This is a genomic window from Microcoleus sp. PH2017_24_DOB_U_A (assembly GCF_020738205.1).
In the GTDB taxonomy this organism is placed as follows: domain Bacteria; phylum Cyanobacteriota; class Cyanobacteriia; order Cyanobacteriales; family Microcoleaceae; genus Microcoleus.
Window position 1 is genome coordinate 42,530 of record NZ_JAEQCT010000054.1, and the last position, 17,438, is coordinate 59,967.

General features: G+C 47.0%; 9 protein-coding genes. 4 read left to right on the forward strand and 5 right to left on the reverse strand.

Features of this window, described 5'->3' with window-relative positions:
• Positions 1 to 515: 515 nt before the first annotated feature.
• The gene (gene thiD, locus JGK07_RS15985) at positions 516 to 1,340 is read right to left on the reverse strand and encodes a bifunctional hydroxymethylpyrimidine kinase/phosphomethylpyrimidine kinase (protein WP_293179326.1); all 825 of its coding nucleotides are present in this window, start codon (positions 1,338 to 1,340) and stop codon (positions 516 to 518) included.
• Between the two features lie 151 nt (positions 1,341 to 1,491).
• Here thiD and JGK07_RS15990 point away from each other — a divergent pair, with 151 nt between their 5' ends.
• Complete coding sequence (locus JGK07_RS15990; RefSeq protein ID WP_293179309.1) at positions 1,492 to 2,271, forward strand: MBL fold metallo-hydrolase; 780 nt, start codon at positions 1,492 to 1,494, stop codon at positions 2,269 to 2,271.
• A gap of 128 nt (positions 2,272 to 2,399) precedes the next feature.
• Here the strand turns inward: JGK07_RS15990 and ftsZ are convergent, their stop codons facing one another.
• From ftsZ to JGK07_RS16010, 4 genes are all read right to left on the reverse strand, one after another.
• The gene (gene ftsZ / locus JGK07_RS15995; protein ID WP_293179312.1) at positions 2,400 to 3,671 is read right to left on the reverse strand and encodes a cell division protein FtsZ; all 1,272 of its coding nucleotides are present in this window, start codon (positions 3,669 to 3,671) and stop codon (positions 2,400 to 2,402) included.
• Positions 3,672 to 4,053: 382 nt separating this feature from the next.
• On the reverse strand, positions 4,054 to 4,953 hold the full coding sequence (locus tag JGK07_RS16000) for an FtsQ-type POTRA domain-containing protein (RefSeq protein ID WP_293179315.1): 900 nt from the start codon (positions 4,951 to 4,953) through the stop codon (positions 4,054 to 4,056).
• Between the two features lie 324 nt (positions 4,954 to 5,277).
• Positions 5,278 to 7,026 (reverse strand): group II intron reverse transcriptase/maturase, encoded by a 1,749-nt coding sequence (ltrA, locus tag JGK07_RS16005; protein ID WP_325315998.1) that lies wholly within the window; start codon positions 7,024 to 7,026, stop codon positions 5,278 to 5,280.
• A 587-nt stretch (positions 7,027 to 7,613) separates the two neighbouring features.
• Positions 7,614 to 8,711: a transposase gene (locus tag JGK07_RS16010; RefSeq protein ID WP_293226033.1), complete on the reverse strand. Its 1,098-nt coding sequence runs from the start codon at positions 8,709 to 8,711 to the stop codon at positions 7,614 to 7,616.
• 196 nt (positions 8,712 to 8,907) lie between these two features.
• On the opposite strand from JGK07_RS16010, the gene tnpA reads away from it, so the two are divergent.
• From tnpA to JGK07_RS16025, 3 genes are all read left to right on the forward strand, one after another.
• The gene (gene tnpA, locus JGK07_RS16015; RefSeq protein ID WP_293186113.1) at positions 8,908 to 9,315 is read left to right on the forward strand and encodes an IS200/IS605 family transposase; all 408 of its coding nucleotides are present in this window, start codon (positions 8,908 to 8,910) and stop codon (positions 9,313 to 9,315) included.
• Between the two features lie 491 nt (positions 9,316 to 9,806).
• A complete protein-coding gene (locus tag JGK07_RS16020) occupies positions 9,807 to 11,138 on the forward strand; it encodes an ATP-binding protein (protein WP_293150090.1) in 1,332 nt (443 codons plus the stop codon).
• Positions 11,139 to 11,815: 677 nt separating this feature from the next.
• Entirely contained in the window at positions 11,816 to 17,293 is a 5,478-nt protein-coding gene (locus JGK07_RS16025; RefSeq protein WP_293186112.1) for an AAA family ATPase, read from the forward strand.
• Positions 17,294 to 17,438: the final 145 nt, after the last annotated feature.

Here is a 17,438-nt window from a genome sequence, read left to right on the forward strand (position 1 = left end):
TATGGCAAATTACAAATTTGACCTGATAGAATAAGGGTTGGAAGGAAGTAGATGTTTGAAAGTAGTAGTTGAGGAGTTCCATGGGGCTATTGTTAAATTCGATGATTTCACAATAGGGAATTCCGGGCGATCGCAGTTACAGCAAACTGTCACTTCCTGCGCTGACTCGCTTGCCCTCAACGCCCAAAACCCCCAAACCCTCACCAAATCAAACATTCTTGCGATCGCCCTCCCTGTATTCCCAAGCCTAAAAGTAGACAATTTAACAACTGTACCACTAATAAAAACGGTTCGTAGTGAGGACTTTAGTCCGCATAAAGAAGGACTAAAGTCCGAACGATCGAACCTATTTGATTGCGATCTTTCGGGAGCATCTCAGTTTTGCATTTATAGTGCGAGCACGCAAGAGCTCGCGTATGCTACAAATCGCGAGCGGGGACGCTCGCACTATAATAAAAAAAATGCTTTTTGCAAAATTGAGATGCTCCCGATCTTTCTTTTGGGCGATGAGATGACTAATGACTAAGGACTTTTGAGACCAAAAGCGGGAAAAAATGCCCTACTGGGCCTTGACCTTCCCCAATATCTAAAGCATATTTCAGAGCAGTAGTAACATAATTCTTAGCTAATGTCACCGCTGTAAACAAATCTTTACCTAATGCTAGATTAGCAGCGATCGCAGCACTCAACGTGCAACCAGTCCCGTGAGTATTCCCAGTATCAACCGTCTCAGTTTTCAACACATCCAGCCGCGTACCGTCAAACCAAACATCAATTCCCCGCAAATCTCCCGCCATCCCGCCACCTTTGACTAAAACAGCTTTCGCGCCCGATCGATAAATCTCCTGCGCTGCCGATCGCATATCATCTAAAGAAACAATCTCTCTTCCGCTCAAAATCTCAGCCTCAAAGCGATTAGGAGTTACAACAACCGCCAAAGGAATCAAATTATCGCGCAAAAATGCGATCGCCCCGTCGTCAATCAGTCGATCGCCCGATCGGGATACCATCACCGGATCGACAACCAAATTTCCTATATTCCAAGCTTCAACCTGGGAAGCAACTACCGCCATAATTTCCCGGTTTAGCAGCATCCCAGTCTTCGCAGCCTGCACCCCAATATCCCCAACCACCGCCTGGATTTGAGCGGCCACAGCCTCCGCAGACAAAGCATCCACCCGCGTCACACCCAAAGTATTTTGAGCTGTCACGCAAGTCAGAGCACTCGTACCATGCACGCAGTGAAAAGCAAAAGTCCGCAAATCAGCCTGAATCCCGGCCCCGCCGCCGCTATCAGATCCAGCCACAGTCAAAGCCACAGGAATCTTAGATTTAATCATCTTTTGTGCAACCGCAGATAAACGCAAACAAACGCAGATAAATTCCATATTATCCGCGTTCATCCGTGTTCATCTGCCATCATCTGCGGTTCAAAATCCCCAACCAAATTAGCTATGATTAAAATCAAGTAAAGAATTATTGCAAATAAATATGAAACTCACCCGCATCGACCTCAACTCCTGGATCTTCCACATCGCAGGCCAAACCATCTTAGTCGATCCCTGGCTAGTCGATCCCCTCGTATTTTACGGTCAACCTTGGCTGTTCACCGCCTACCACAACACGCCCGTCGCCTTTACTCCCAGTACCTTACCGCCGATCGATCTTATCCTAATTTCCCAAGGCTTAGACGACCACTGTCACAGACCAACACTCGAAAAGCTCGATCGCACAATTCCCGCGATCGCCTCACCCACCGCCGCCAAAGTCCTCAGCAGTTTAGGCTACACCAATATCACATCTTTAGCAAATTGGCAAGAGTCTACATTTAAAGAAATATTACAAATAACCGCCGTACCCGGAGCCGAAATCCAGCCCGGACAAGAAGAAAACGGCTATTTACTCAAAGATTTAAACAGCGGCGAAACTCTTTATTACGAACCACACCTGCCGCCCTTAGAAAAAGTCAAACAGAAAATAGACACCGTAGACGTAGCAATCGCCCCCGTCATCGGTCAAATCTTCCCCTTCCTCGGACAAATCATCATCGGCCCTGCTGAGGCCCTGAAACTTGCCCAAACCCTAAAACCTCGGTTTTTTGTACCTACAACCACAGGAGATATCCGAGCCACGGGTATTTTACCAATGTTAGTGAAGTCGATCGGCAGCATCCCCGAATTTCGCGATTTACTCGCCAATTCGGGACTATCCACCCAGCTACTCGAACCCGAACCCGGACAAACCCTAGAAATTTTAGATTTTAGATTTTAGATTTGGGATTTTTTAGATTTTAGATTGATCTAAAATGCCAAATCCCAAATCTCAATAGATTTTAGATTTTTCAGATTGGAGATTTATCCAAAATCCAAAATCTAAAATCCAAAATCCAAAATCTAAAATCATTTGGGTGGGCGACGGTTGCGCAAAAACTCAGGAATATCCAATCCGAAATCCTGCGGTTTCGCTTTCGCATCCTGCGGCTGTTGAGCCGGAGTCACCGGCACAGTTGCAGCCCGCCAAGGAGCATTAACATTTTGCGCGCGCGAAGCCTGAGACGATGAGATCATTTCCCCCGAAAAACCAGTAGCGATCACAGTAATCTTAATTTCGCCCTGAAGCCGCTCATCAATCACCGCTCCAAAAATAATATTGGCATTCGGATCGACAACTTCATAAATCGTCTCAGCCGCCGCATTAACTTCATGCAGCGTCATATCTGTACCGCCAGTGATGTTAAACACTACACCTCTAGCGCCCTCGATCGAGGAAGCTTCCAGCAAAGGCGAAGAAATCGCCTGCATTGCAGCTTCCCTAGCCCGCGACTTGCCAGATCCCACGCCGATACCCATCAAAGCCGAACCCGCATCCGCCATTACAGCGCGCACGTCAGCAAAGTCAACATTCACCAAACCGGGAATTGTAATGATGTCAGAAATACCCTGAACCCCTTGGCGCAGGATATCGTCAGCAACTCGGAAAGCCTCTTGTACGGGCATTTGTTCCGAAATCACAGACAGCAGCTTGTCGTTAGGAATCACGATCAGCGTATCCACCCGGCTTTGCAAAGCCGCAATTCCTTCCTCAGCTTGGCTGGTGCGCCGCCGTCCCTCAAACGTGAAAGGCCGGGTTACGATGCCCACAGTCAAAGCGCCCATTTCTTTAGCCACTTCCGCGACAATCGGAGCCGCGCCCGTGCCCGTACCGCCACCCATGCCGGCCGTGATAAACACCAAATCGGCGTGATTCAAAGCATTAGCAACTTCGTCGCGAGACTCTTCAGCAGCCTTTTGTCCGATCGCCGGATTGCCGCCCGCGCCCAAACCGCGCGTCAACTTTTGTCCGACTTGCAAGCGTTTCGGAGCATTAGAGAGCACCAGAGCTTGGGAATCCGTATTCACGCACCAAAACTCGACACCAGAAACCTCGCTAGCAATCATCCGGTTAACGGCATTGCCGCCACCACCGCCAACGCCAATTACTTTGATTTTGGCGGCACTGCTGGGCATTATGTCTTTGGGATTGACCATAGGATCGATATCAATACTATCTACATTTACATAACCAGACTTGCGTCTAAACGGATTGGCGGAATCTAAGGCCACCGGAAAATTTTTTACTTCTTCCGAAGGGGGACTGTCTTGGTCAGACCCCTGACTATTATTAAGGTTCATGAGAGTCTGGGATAGTAGATTACAGCTTTTTAACTAAACTAAACGCCAATTCACCATCAACTATATGCTAATGTTGCGCGAAAAACTAACACTGGTCGAGGCTCAATGTTAGCAATCTCGGATTTGGCCGCTGTTGCTCGCCCATAGCTTGCATACCCCATCTAGGTGCTTGTGCACAAGGCACTTCTGGGCAAGGCAAAATGAAAAAAATGGATACCAGCCCTTAACGCATCGGATCGAACCCAAAGTTATGAATTTTTTTTCTGATGCGGATCGGTATCAAAAAAGTGTCCTTATTTCCAGTCTTGCGTATTGATGCCCAGATGTAAAAATTCTGATTGTCGATCGACTATACCTTCTCCCGCCTTTCCAAGACACAGGCTCAATTCTGAGCCGGAGTTGGTGCGGGAGTTGAACTCTCCAAACTAGGAGGGGGTTCTGGCAAGTGGACGATCGGGGCAGCAGGATTTTTCAAGTCAATGTAGGCTATTTTGCTTGAATCTAGCTGTTTTGGCAATTGTCGCATTCGGTCTAAAACTTTAAGCTGCTCGATAGTCTTGGAACTGTACGGCCCTAAGTGTACCGTACCGATCTCTGTTTTCAAGATCAAGTTATTTGGGTTTTGCCAATCTATCTCAAACACTTTCACAGTCAAGCCGCTGAGTCCTTGGTAAAACTTCGGCCACGAGGCTCGATACTGTTCCAAAGGCCCGATGACTTTTAAAGTTGGCAAAGAATGCTGGGGCCCGGTTCCCTGAGGGCTGACCGGTGCGATCGAACTATTGTCCGATCGCACAGCAGTATAGCTCTCTGACGGCATCCAGCCTCCGCGAGCATCCAGCCACCCCACCTTGTCCTTGTCGCTAGATTTCAACACCGCAGTCGGCTGTGCCACCGCCACCGGCAGCCTTTCTGACACTTCTATCGTCAAAGAAGGCGGAAACAAGTTGCGAGTCACCTTCGCTTTGGCGATCGGCCCCGTTGACTCCAGCTTTTGGGCCAGGGCCTGCGGTTGAATTCCCCACAGCGACTGCGGGTAAGACAGCGGCACCAAAGAGCGCACCGCCTTGTCCGACAGCCACTGATTGCCCTCCACCTTCACTTGTTCCGATCGAGCAATCAACCAAGCCGGCTGTGCAATCCACCACAGCAAACCCCCGGCGATCGCGCTCGCTGCCAACATTTGCCACATCAGGGCTGCCGATCGAGCGCGACGCTGCCGCCGCAACTCTTCGCGCCTGCGCCCTAACTCTTTTTGAGAAACCACTCCAAAACTAGCCATCTACCTCTTGACAATTTAACTAGACAGACGGGAATTCCCCCACTATACCGTAGTCGGTTAATAGGGGTTGACACTCGAGCGGGCTAAAGCCACGCTCGATTCTGCGGACAAAGCAGGCTTGGGCAATGCCCAAACTCTAACTCTCGCTGGGAGTCGTCAAGCACCGTCTATTCAGTCGGTCAAGGTTTACACCTAACTTACTGACTACTTTGATAGAGTCGAGGGAATAATTACTCATTCCCCCTCTCCTTCAAAACCGTACTTGTGACTTTCACCACATACGGCTCCTCAATGACCTGGCTCTTGTTATGAGTACCTTTAACACTAGAACGGGTTGTCATCCCAGTTCTCCAAACGGACATCTCCGTCTGTTGCCGTTTTCAAGTCGTGGCAGTGGCGGTGAAGAAGCTGCCAATTACTATATTCATCCTTACCTCCTCTAGAAGTACGGATAACATGGTCAACTTCCCATAAATCGCCGTATTTGAAACTCAGCTCGCAGAGTACACATTTCCCAGCCTGCCTTTTCAAGAGAGTGGCTACTCTGGAAGACAGTTCCGGGTGGCTACTCATACGCTTACCCCAGTAGACTAAATCTCCATCAAACGGGCTTCTTGCACCCTGAACCTTGGTGTGGCGTACTATTGGAGTACTTGAATGTTTCACCAAGGCTGTTCCGCCTGACGTGGCAAATGTCCAGTTGTCTTTGCCTACGGTACGCCAGTAGTTACTAACAGTATCGTGGGCGTTAGTTTTGGTGCATCTGCTTTTTGCCCATGCGAGAAGCTTTTGATAGGTGAGGTGGTCACATTTGTTAAATGTTTCCTTACTCACAGATGACGCATAATAGTTACACCATCCTCTGATTATCGGATTGAGACGGCTTATCAATGCCTCTTGAGGGGCATTATGATGTTTATCTATTACTTGTCCTATCTTGTCAAGATGTCTCTTGACTGCTTCCTTTGTGGGTTTGATGATTGTTGTAAAGCCTAGATTTATTACTTCTTTACTAGGGGAATATTGATTACCCTTAGATAAAGTTGCCGCTCTGTATGCCCCTACTTTGTACTGGCGCACATTAAACCCTAAGAAGTTGAACCCCTCAGAGGTGTGGCATATTCGCGTTTTACTTGGCTTCAATTCTAGTCCCATGTTTTTTAGCCATTCGTCTGCTTTTTGTCTCAGGAGGGTTACAAACTCCTCAGACTCATGGAGTATCACAAAATCATCTGCATATCTTACTAGCGTAGGTTTAACCCTAGTAGTACTTTTCCTTCCGGTAGTCGTTACTATCCCTCTGGTGATTGTGTAGAAGCTTGTAATGAAATCCTCAAACCCGTGTAAGGCTATGTTTGCCAGAAGTGGAGAAATGACTCCACCCTGCGGTGTACCTTCCTTGGTGTTTGAGAATACTCCGCTATCCATCACTCCTGATTTCAACCAAGCTTTAATTTGCTTGCGTAATGTCGGGAATGTATTCAATTTTTGGAGCAGTGCTTTATGGTTTATGCAGTCGAAACATTGTGAGATATCAGCGTCAAGCACATACTTGGCTTTTAGGCTGACATTTTTGAAGATTGTCTCAATCGCATCATGGGCAGAACGTCCAGGTCGAAATCCGAAGGAATTTCCCTCGAATTTAGCTTCCCATTCTGGCTCAAGTGCCAGTTTTACTAGGGCTTGTAAGGCACGGTCAAACATCGTGGGTATACCAAGAGGTCGTTTCTCGACTTTTCCCGGCTTATCAATCCACACTCTGCGGGTAGGTTTGGACTTCCCAGTCACTTTGAGATGAGTTACCAAGACAAGACGGGCATGGGGGGTTAGGTTTTTAATTCCATCTACACCTGCCGTTTTCTTACCCTGGTTATCCTGCGAAACCTTCCTTACCGCGAGACACTTACCCGACCAAGACCTCATCAAAGTCTTCTGGAGTCTCCGAACTGCTTTAACGTCGCCACGACTAGAGGCTTTGAAGATTCTCTTTTGGAGCTTGAAGACTCGTACCTCTAACTTTCGCCAGGGTAAAGCCTTCCATTCCACCGTCTGATTGTTCAGCGTTTTAGACATTTAATCTCTCACTCAAGATTCTTCATTCCAAGACATCGTGAATCTGTCAGCATATCCTTACCATTACAGTGAGGCATTCGCTTCTGACTCAATCCCACCCTCTTTCTGCTTGTGGTTGGAACCTACTTAGGTATTCGACCTCCTAAGAGCGTGAGAGAGGGTTACTTCGTTCCGAGTGGTCATTTCAAGTCTTTTAGAGCGACACTATTCACCGGGTTTCTTTGGAGTGCTAGTTAGTCAACTAAGAATTTGCTAACTCCTTATCCTTGCCTTTTGGCTTGGGGTATCAGCCTTATTACCCCATTCAACATCACGATGATTCAGGCGTGCCTTCAAGCTTTCGCTTTACTCATGAGAACTTCTGCTTGGTAGTCACTGGCTTAGGCTGTCAGTGCTTTTACCTTCTATCCCTTGCAGTCGGTTCTGGGTTTTCCTGCCCATGTCCCTAGGGATATGCTTTCACCCCAGCACCAGGGGGGATGGACTTCGGTTTCTAGGGTACTTCCGTCACCATCATGTTCCACTCAGTTATCCAGGTCGTCCCTGGCTAGCCATCCTCCGCATTGCTTATATAGCAAGGGTTTCAGCTAAACGAATCGCACTCTGAGGATATTGGCAGAACCATTTAGGTCTGCATTCACCACGGTTCCATCGGCAGACTGATACAATCCACGCTTAATTCGTCTTCCCGACGCTTTCCACCCTTCTGGCTTTTCACCGTACTTGCGTAGGGAGTCTCCATCAAGAAAACTAGCTTTGGATGTATATGCTTCTTCGGTTTCAATAAACCTGATGCCGTGTAAGTCACACAGTTGATTTAATCGGTCTTTCAACTTTCCTAAAGGCATTTGAACAAACTTTTGATTGTTCTTTTTACCCATATTAGCATTAGACTTAAAGCCTTGATTCCAGCCACAAACAATGTTGCCAATGCTGTGTTCCAAGCAATGGCTAACAATCAACTTCGCGGTCTTGTTAATGCCATCGCGCATTTGGTGGTTGCGTTTTCGGGTTGCGCGGTCTAGCCAATTATCCCAATAACCTTCTGCCTTTCCTTCTTTTCTAGTTGCTACTTTTTTGTTCCATAGCTGATTCATTGCTTTCATAGCGCGAGCATCAATCAAGAAAGAATTTCCCAATGTATCAATGCAGGCTGCTAAATTGTCAGCAGTTCCCAAGTCAATTGATAACGCTTGATCGATGTCTAGGCTGTGTTGTTCTTTTTCAACCTCGTAAGATGTTTCAAGATAAAAAGCACCATTCTTAGGTAGAATCGTAAACTCTTTCACCTTGGAAAAGTCAAGATTTGACGGCATAGGCAGAAAGAATTCGGAAACTTCAAACCACCGCTTTACCGTCAATCCCAAGGAGAATCTTAGCTGATTACCAATAAGTTTAGGTCTTAAGCCCCCTGAGTTTGGATAAGCTACTTTGAACAACTTAGGCCCTTTCAGGTATCCCGGTGGCTTGGGCTTAAAATATAATTGACCTTTGATATACAAATCTCTTAATTCTTTAAAAGATTTAAAGGCTTCTGCGACCGACATCAATGTTTGCTGCATTGGCGTTGATGGCAACGACTTAGCAACCATTGATTTTGCCACTGACGGCTCAAAAGATAAGTCGAACTTTCCAGTCAACAGCTTTCCTGTTTTAAAAAAAAGTTTGGCGAGCCAAATATACACCACTGTTCTACAGTTTTTTGGATTGTCGGCACAGGTATTCTAGTAATGTTTGAAGTTCTTTGTCTGGTGACAGTAATACTTGCTGAACACCCATTGCTTTTCGTTTTTTTGGCACCTCTGTTTTCCTGAATATTGGTTGATTTGCTTATTCTAAACGAGTATAGTGGATACGTCAATTTGTATCAACAAACTATTTATGCTGCCACTTGCCGAATACAAAACGCACAACCACGTTAAGTTCTTACTAAACTACCACTTTGTCTTTATCCCCAAGCGCCACAAAAAAGTTTTATTGGGCGACGTGGCGACTAGAACTCGTCAGATTTTCCTAGAGTTGTCAATTGAGAAAGGTTGGGATATATTGGCGCTAGAAGTGGCCCCAGATCACGTACATTTGTTTGTAGCCGTCAAGCCAACGGACACCCCTGTCTTAGTAGTTAAGTTGTTCAAAGGTCGTTCTAGTCGTTTTTTGCGGGAGGAATTCCCGGAACTGAAAAAGCTGCCATCTTTGTGGACGAGCAGCTATTTTGTGAGTACAGCAGGTAATATCAGTAGTGAAGTGGTGAAGAAATACATAGAAGACCCGCATCATTCAGCTAATTAAGAAAGAACACTCTTGACTGAAGTAAAGAGCGTCGCTTCCCTCTCAGGTCTAAAGACTCGCTCGTTTCCCGCATCCCGTATTAGTTTTATGAAGCCTTGCGGATTTTGACATTGGGAACCAGTGCTACTGCCAATGGACGGAATGTAAGTCAACGGGAGTAAGATTTCGGTCTTGCTGGATGCTGTTCCGCTTGAAGTTGGAAGCTCCCGTCATAGCGGTATCCCGCTTGACGATGAGTAGTTCACCCAGATCCCCGCGAAATTACCCATAAGCAGGGCAAATATCCGTAAATTCACTGATTCAGTTAGGTAATTAAAATTTCTTAATTAAAAATTCCAAATTCCCGCGCCGTCCGGTTGATTAGCAGATAGAGGTTGTTTGGGTATTTAGGGCATTACCCCACACCGCAAAAGGTGACAAATCAAACTAAACTCAACGAAAGAAAGTTTAGACTTTCGATTAACTCTTTTAACTTTTAGCCGGCTTCAATTGTGATCGCACTCGAATTAGACAGATTTTATAAAGCCTGCAACCCGAGCAAGACCCTTGTCGCGGGAGACCCAGGAGATTATCAATACTACATTGATTTTGGTTCGGTGCGGGGTGGCAAAATCATTGAATCTTTACAGCGAACCATCACCCGGATATCCCCCGACGAGCCAACCTGTCAGCTATTTACAGGGCATATCGGCTGTGGCAAATCTACCGAATTGTTTCGACTCAAAGCTGAGCTAGAGCAAGATGGTTTTTGCGTCGTCTACTTCGAGTCTTCCCAAGACTTGGACATGGGCGATGTAGACATCAGTGATATTTTGCTGAGCATTGCCCGCCAAGTCAGCGAAACGATGGAATCCGCCAAAATTAAACTCAGACCGAGCTACTTTACCAATTTGTTTGCAGAAGTGGCAGAATTTTTGCAGACTCCCATAGATTTGTCAGCGGAAGCGGAGTTATCTATAGGAATTGCTCGAGTTACTGCTAAAACTAAAGATTCTCCCAAACTACGATCGCAACTCAGGCAATATCTCGAACCCCGCACCAACAGCATCTTGCAGTCGATCAACGAAGAACTCCTCGACAGAGCTAACGCCGAACTCAAGCAACAAGGCAAAAAAGGCCTCGCAGTCATTGTTGACAATCTCGATCGCCTCGACGCCTCACTCAAACCCAGCGGACGCACCCAGCCAGAATACCTGTTTTTAGACCGTGGCGAACAGTTGAAAAAACTCAATTGCCACGTCGTCTACACCATTCCCCTGACTTTGATTTTTTCTAACGACTTTGGCCGTCTCGCCAGTCGATTTGGAGTCAAACCCAAGGTGATGCCGATGGTACCCGTGCTGAGGCGATCGGGCGACGATCATATCGAAGGAATGGCACTGCTGCGGCAGCTCGTATTGGCTAGAGCTTTCCCCACAGTCGCTCCCGCCCAACGCATCGATTTGATTTCCAAAGTCTTTGACTCTCCCGAAACTTTAGACAGGCTTTGCCGGATTAGCGGTGGCCATGTTCGCAATCTACTGATGCTTTTGTATAGCTGTTTGCAACATGAAGATCCCCCCTTCTCTCGCGAATGCCTCGAAAGCGTCATTCAAGAATATCGCGATGACCTTTTGGGAGCCATCAATGACACGGAATGGGAATTGTTGTTTCAAGTCGTCAACCGACAAAGTGTAACCGGCGAAGAAGAATCTCAAATCTTGTTGCGAAGTATGTTTGTCTTTGAATACCGGGATCAAGAAGGTCGCTGGTTTGGCATCAATCCAGCCCTAGCAGAAACCAGAAAATATCAGGAGTGGCAGCAACGAAATCACCAAGAATAGTTGGGATTTTTGAGATCGCATTCTTCGACTCTAAGATCCGTTAGCGGCGAGTAAATTGGAAACTATTTAACTTAAAATTTACCGTTCAAAACTCCCAATTTCTACAATCCAATAAGCACGCAGTCAGCGGTTTTTCCCACTGGCTGATTTCTCTTAAATGCGGTCTTTACGCCGCGCATATAATTGCCCCATAAATATTTGTCACCACACAATAAATTTCCCCAACCTCAACTGTCATATCTCCCATGCCAGACCAGGTAGGTATGTATTGATCCGTTGCTCCTAGTCTGGAGCGAGCATCCATGACGAGTTTTTTTTCTTTTTTCCAAATATATGCTACAGATATACCTATTGTTTACTAATAGCTAGTCGCTGGTATTATCGATACATTTAGCTGTCTGATATTGATGAATGGAGGATTTTATCTGTAGCTGACTAAAAAATATTTGATCTAGGTTTAATTTTTATTGTCAAGTTTCCCATTCTCTGAGATTGGGAGCTATGATGTTTTTAGATTAAACCTGATGACTATGTAAGTATTCATAGGAGAAGTACGAAAAACTACGTATTCCTACAGATATAAAGCGCCAGACCGATACGGGCATCTCTAAGTAGATACTGTTTCCGTCACGATCGGCAATCGTTAGGTAATTGATTTCTGCAAAAGGGGTGCACGCATGACCGATCTACTTAAACAACAAGAAACTGCCAGCTACAACGAGCGATCGCTCAAAACTCTGGTAAGATCCATCGCCATGTCTCAGCAGCAATTTTCGCTAATTTTAGTGCGCTGCAACTACGAGCAGTTGCGGCAGCACATAGCGCAGCGGCTGCGAGAAATGTCCGCAGTTCCAATTCAAGATCTCGTCCTGCCAGCATCCGTCAAAACCCTTTACACTACCCTCCAGGCAAACACGCTTCAGAACGGGGCTTCGGCTGTAGGTTCTGCCTCAGCTTTGATGGTATTTGGTTTGGAAACAGTAGTAGCGATCGACGAATTGATGGCCTCTACCAATCAAGTGCGAGATGAATTTCGCAAAAATTTTTCCTGTCCGGTGATTTTGTGGGTAACAGATGACATTGTGACCAAAATGATTCGTCTGGCCCCGGACTTCAAAAGTTGGGCCGCCGCCACCATTAAATTTGAAATGGCTGTTGACGAATTAATTAATTTCCTGGCACAGCAAGCCGATACTATATTTAAAGTAGGCGAAATAAATCAAGAACTAGGCAGCAGTACAGCCGGCACCCGACCAGGTTTTTGCGCCTGCGAAACCGACTGGGAAAAACCAGCCCAGGAGCATCAAATTAGCTCCGGAGAACGCTTTCTCACCTTTAACTCTCAACTGCAAAACGGACGACAATTAGATGTCCACTCGTATTCGCCTTTGAGTCCGGGCAATACCCTCGATTTGGCGATCGGCTCTTTGTCGCGCCGAGAACTAGAATTAGCTTTAAGAGATTTACAAAATCGCGGTCAAGAATTAGAACCCGCCCTGAAAGCCAGCCTGCAATTCGTTCTGGGTCGAGATTACTATGTCAGCGACCAAACTGAAACAGCATTAATTCATTACCAAGAAAGCTTAATATTTTGGCAGCAGCAAACCGGCAACTGGGAACTGGCAAACTGGGAATATGCCGAAAATCGATCGACCCTCTGCTCCTCATTGTCGAATCCTGTCCCCAACATCCTATTTTTAGAGAGAGAAGGCATAGTGCTATTTCACATAGCCCTGTGTCACAGATTGCAAGCAGCCAGAAATCCGGTAGCCAACCGCCACCACTGGGAACAAGCTTGGATTAGCCTGGAACAATCTAGAAACGCTTTCTCCCTTGCCGATCGCCCAGAATTGGTAGCTGAGGTGACAGCACACCTCGGAGAGGTACTGCAACGCCTCAAAGCTTGGGGAGAGTTGCAAGCATTAGCTGAAAATTCTTTGCAGTTGCACTTCACCTACGGTACTCCCAGCCAATTAGCTCAAGATTACGGGTTTTTGGCTGAAGTTGCCCTGCAACAGTCCAGGTGGAGTCAAGCCCGCCAGCTAGCCGAGTTGGCTTTGGCGATTTTGGATCAAACACCTAATGATTTAAGATTGTTGATTGAAGATTTGAGATTGGGATTTGCGGGAAATTATCCAGAATTCGTGGGTACTAACGAGTTCAGTAACGATCCCAAATCTAAAATCCAACATCCCAAATCCGATCGCAGTTCGTATCTTTTACTGTTAGCCCGAAGTTTGCGGGAGCTAGGTCAGTGGGAAGCGGCGGTTCATTCTTTGGAGTTGGCTCAAAATCAAAGCGAGCCCAAGTACGACCCCCGACTTTACATCGATATTTTGACAGAACTCCAAGCGGTTTATTTCGAGCAGGGAGAGTATCTCAAAGCTTTCCGGATTAAAAAAACCCAGCGATCGATCGAGTATCAATACGGATTTAGAGCTTTTATCGGAGCCAGCCAATTGCAACAGCAGCGTCAAGCTGTCAATCCTTCGAGCCCCTCAGCTCAAAATCAAGCTGCGATCGCAGCGGAAATGACAGCTTATTCCCGCCAAAAAGATATCAATAGATTGCTCGAAAGAATTAGCAGGGACGATCATAAATTAACTATTATTCACGGGCCCAGCGGAGTTGGAAAAAGTTCTCTAGTCAATGCCGGCTTAGTACCTGCTTTGAAAAATATTACTCCGGGCGCGCGGGATGCCTTGCCAGTAGTTATCAAAGTTTACACCGACTGGCTGGTGGAATTAGAAAACGCTTTGAACGGAGCGCTGTACGACAAACAAGCCGAAGATGAAACGCAATTAATCGCTCAAGGACTAAAGGAAATCCACAAAAGCAGTTGCTCTATTTCTCCAGAACGCGGCTCGGAAACTTCTTCTTTTATTATAGAGCAGTTGCGCGAAAATGCCACAAATAATTTGTTAACTGTGCTAATTTTCGATCAATTTGAAGAATTTTTCTTTGTTTCGACTTCAGTGGCACAAAGACAACTTTTTTATAACTTTTTGCGCTTGTTTTTGAACCTGCCTTATGTCAAGATAATTCTGTGCTTGCGCGAAGATTACTTGCACTATTTGCTCGACTGCGATCGCTTCCCCGATCTCGACGCCATTAACAATAATATTCTCGACAAAAGCATCCGCTACCAACTACGCAGTTTTTCAATAAAAGACGCGCGGGCTGTGATCGGACACTTAACGAAACGGGCAGAATATTATTTAGAACCGGCACTGATCGATGCCTTCGTCGAAGATTTAGCAGACGAACTGCAAGAAGTGAGACCGATCGAATTGCAGGTAGTAGGAGCGCAACTGCAAGAAGAAGGTATTACGACTCTAGCACAATACCAGCAATTGGGCGCCAATCCCAAAGCAGAATTAGTGAAGCGATCGCTCGAAGGAGTGATCTCTGACTGCGGCCTGGTTAACGAAGACGCAGCTTGGAAAATATTGTTTTCCCTGACGGATGAAAGAGGCGTGAGGCTGATTAAAACCAAAAACGAATTGTCCTTAGTGACAGGCCAGCAGCCGGCAGATGGGGGCGAAAGTGAATTATTGGCGATCGGCAGCAGAGGCAGAATTTCCCTACAGCGACAGTTCGCAAAAGAACCAGAAAGCGGACAAAAGAAAACCGACAACCTCGACTTGATTTTAGACATTTTAGTCGGTCACGGTTTGCTATTTCTGCTGCGGGAATCGCCCGAAGACCGCTATCAATTGGTACACGACTATTTAGTGCGGCCGATCCGCCAAAGATTCGGCTTAGAAGCCAGACTCCACAAAGCAGAAGCCGACAAAAAGATGAGTCAAGCACAGCTCTACCGAGCCAATACTTTTCTCAAACAAATGCTAGGAGTAGCAGTGATCGGCGTCCTATTGCTAACGAGTTCCACGATCGCCGCCGTCAACTTTTGGTGGCGGGCAGTCGGTCAAAAACAGCTAGCTGTCGCTCAAACTCAGCGAGCCGAAATCAGTACCCTCACCGCAGCTTCTGAAGCTCTTTATTTTTCAAACAACAAATTTGACGCCATGCTAGAAAGTTTGAGAGCGGGTAAAAAGTGGAGACAGATCGAAGGCTCCCAAGAAATGCACAGCCTCAAGGACACCGAAATTCTGATTGCTGCTGCCCTCCAGCAGGCAGTTTATGGCGTCAAAGAACGCAACCGCTTGGAGGGACACGGTGACGTAGTTTGGGGTCTGGGTTTCAGTCCAGACGGTCAAACAATAGCTTCTGCTAGCGTAGATAAAACCGTGAAACTTTGGCGGCGCGACGGCAGTTTGCTGGCTACTTTCAAAGGACACACTAACAGTGTCTCCTGTGTCACTTTCAGTCCCGATAATAAAACGATCGCCTCGGCAAGTTTAGATAAAACTGTCAAAATTTGGCAAACAGACGGCACTTTGTTAACCACTTTAACGGGACACACTAATAGCGTTACCACTGTTGCTTTTAGCCCGGACGGCCAAACGATCGCCAGTGCATCTACAGACAAAACTATCAAAATTTGGAAAACCGACGGTACGTTGCTGCAAACGATCGAACAACCAGCTCCCATAAATTGGATCAGCTTCAGCCGCGACGGTAAAATCATCGCTGCGGCGAGCGATGACGGCACTGTAAAACTGTGGAATGCTGACGGCAGGTTAATCGCTAATTTGTGGCACAGCGAAAACAAAAAACCCTCCAAAGTTTACACGGTCAGTTTTTCCCCCGACGGTGAAACGATCGCCAGTGCCGGTGAAGACAAAACGGTGAAAATCTGGAGCATCGCTGCCATAAAATACCCAGCCCGAAAAAAATCAGCCAAGGCAAAGGCGGGCGAACTGCTAACAACTTTGCGGGGACACAGCAAGTGGGTATTTGGTGTCAGTTACTCCCCCGACGGTAAAACACTTGCTTCTGGAAGCGCAGACGGGAGTGTCAAACTCTGGAGTCTGGCTGGTGTTGGCGACAAACGTCCAACGGATGCTAGCAATATTAAACCGGACAGTCGTTTGCTCAGAACTTTTGAGGGACACGCCGATCGAGTTACTCAGGTAAGTTTTAGCCCGGATGGCAAAACTTTGGCTTCGGCAAGTTTTGACAAAACTATCCGACTTTGGCGGCTCGATGATGTGCCCCTCAAAACCCTCGACGGACACCAAAACCGGGTGCAAAGCGTTACTTTCAGCCCCGACGGCCAAAAGCTGGCTTCTGCTTCTACAGACAAAACTATCAAACTCTGGAGCCGCACGGGGATTTTGCTCGAAACCTTGGAAGGACACACTCAGAGAGTCGCCAGCGTCAATTTCAGCCCCGACGGACAGCTACTGGTTTCTGGGAGTTACGACAAAACGGTGAAAGTCTGGAGTCTGAACAAAGATGCGACGAGTAATAGTCTCCCTTGTCCTTCGGCGCCGCTATTTCCGTGTTCGCCTTCTGTGCTGTTTACCCTCGAAGGACACGGCGACAGCGTGATGAGCGTGAATTTTAGCCCCGACAGCGAGATTATCGCTTCGGCGAGCAAGGACAAGACTGTGAAACTCTGGACGAGACAGGGCAGGTTGATTAAGACTTTGACGGGACACAAAGGCTGGGTGACTGGGGTGACATTCAGCCCTGACGGTTCGATGTTGGCTTCTGCAAGCGATGACGGCACTGTCAAAGTGTGGAATCGGGACGGTGGTTTGCTGAGGACTTTTGAAGGGGCTCACAATAGTTTTGTGTTGGGGGTTGCTTTTAGCCCTGATAGCAAAATGCTGGCTTCGGCTGGTTACGACAATTCGGTGAAGCTGTGGAAGGTGGACGGAACTTTGGTAGCGACGCTGCTGAAGGGTTCTAGCGACAGTGTGACTAGCGTGGGTTTTAGCCCGGATGGTTTGTTGGTTGCTTCGGGCAGTTACGATCATAAGGTGAAGTTGTGGAGCCGCAGCGGGACGTTGCTGAAAACTTTGACGGGTCACAAGGATAGTGTGATGGGCTTGAGTTTTAGCCCGGATGGGAAAATTCTGGCTTCTGCTAGCAAGGATAATCGGGTAATTTTGTGGAATTTGGATCTTGATGATTTGCTGGTGAGGGGCTGCGATTGGGTGGGGGATTATCTTAGAACTAATCCTAATGTGAGCGATCGCGATCGGCGTCTCTGCGACGGGGTGGTCGCAAAACCTCAGTTTTAGTCATTTGATTGTTGGCGGTTGACGGATGACTGTTGACTGTTAAGGAACGGAGGACACTCCAAAAGCCATTTCCCTACCGCAAAATAATCTATCGCGATCGTACCAGATGTAACTATCGCCCGATTAATTGTAGGGAAACGGCACT

Excerpts from the sequence above, each read along its gene's own strand:
- thiD (WP_293179326.1), bottom strand. The coding sequence starts at position 1,340 with ATGATTAAATCTAAGATTCCTGTGGCTTTGACTGTGGCTGGATCTGAT.
- JGK07_RS15990 (WP_293179309.1), top strand. The coding sequence starts at position 1,492 with ATGAAACTCACCCGCATCGACCTCAACTCCTGGATCTTCCACATCGCA.
- ftsZ (WP_293179312.1), bottom strand. The coding sequence starts at position 3,671 with ATGAACCTTAATAATAGTCAGGGGTCTGACCAAGACAGTCCCCCTTCG.
- JGK07_RS16000 (WP_293179315.1), bottom strand. The coding sequence starts at position 4,953 with ATGGCTAGTTTTGGAGTGGTTTCTCAAAAAGAGTTAGGGCGCAGGCGC.
- ltrA (WP_325315998.1), bottom strand. The coding sequence starts at position 7,026 with ATGTCTAAAACGCTGAACAATCAGACGGTGGAATGGAAGGCTTTACCC.
- tnpA (WP_293186113.1), top strand. The coding sequence starts at position 8,908 with ATGCTGCCACTTGCCGAATACAAAACGCACAACCACGTTAAGTTCTTA.
- JGK07_RS16025 (WP_293186112.1), top strand. The coding sequence starts at position 11,816 with ATGACCGATCTACTTAAACAACAAGAAACTGCCAGCTACAACGAGCGA.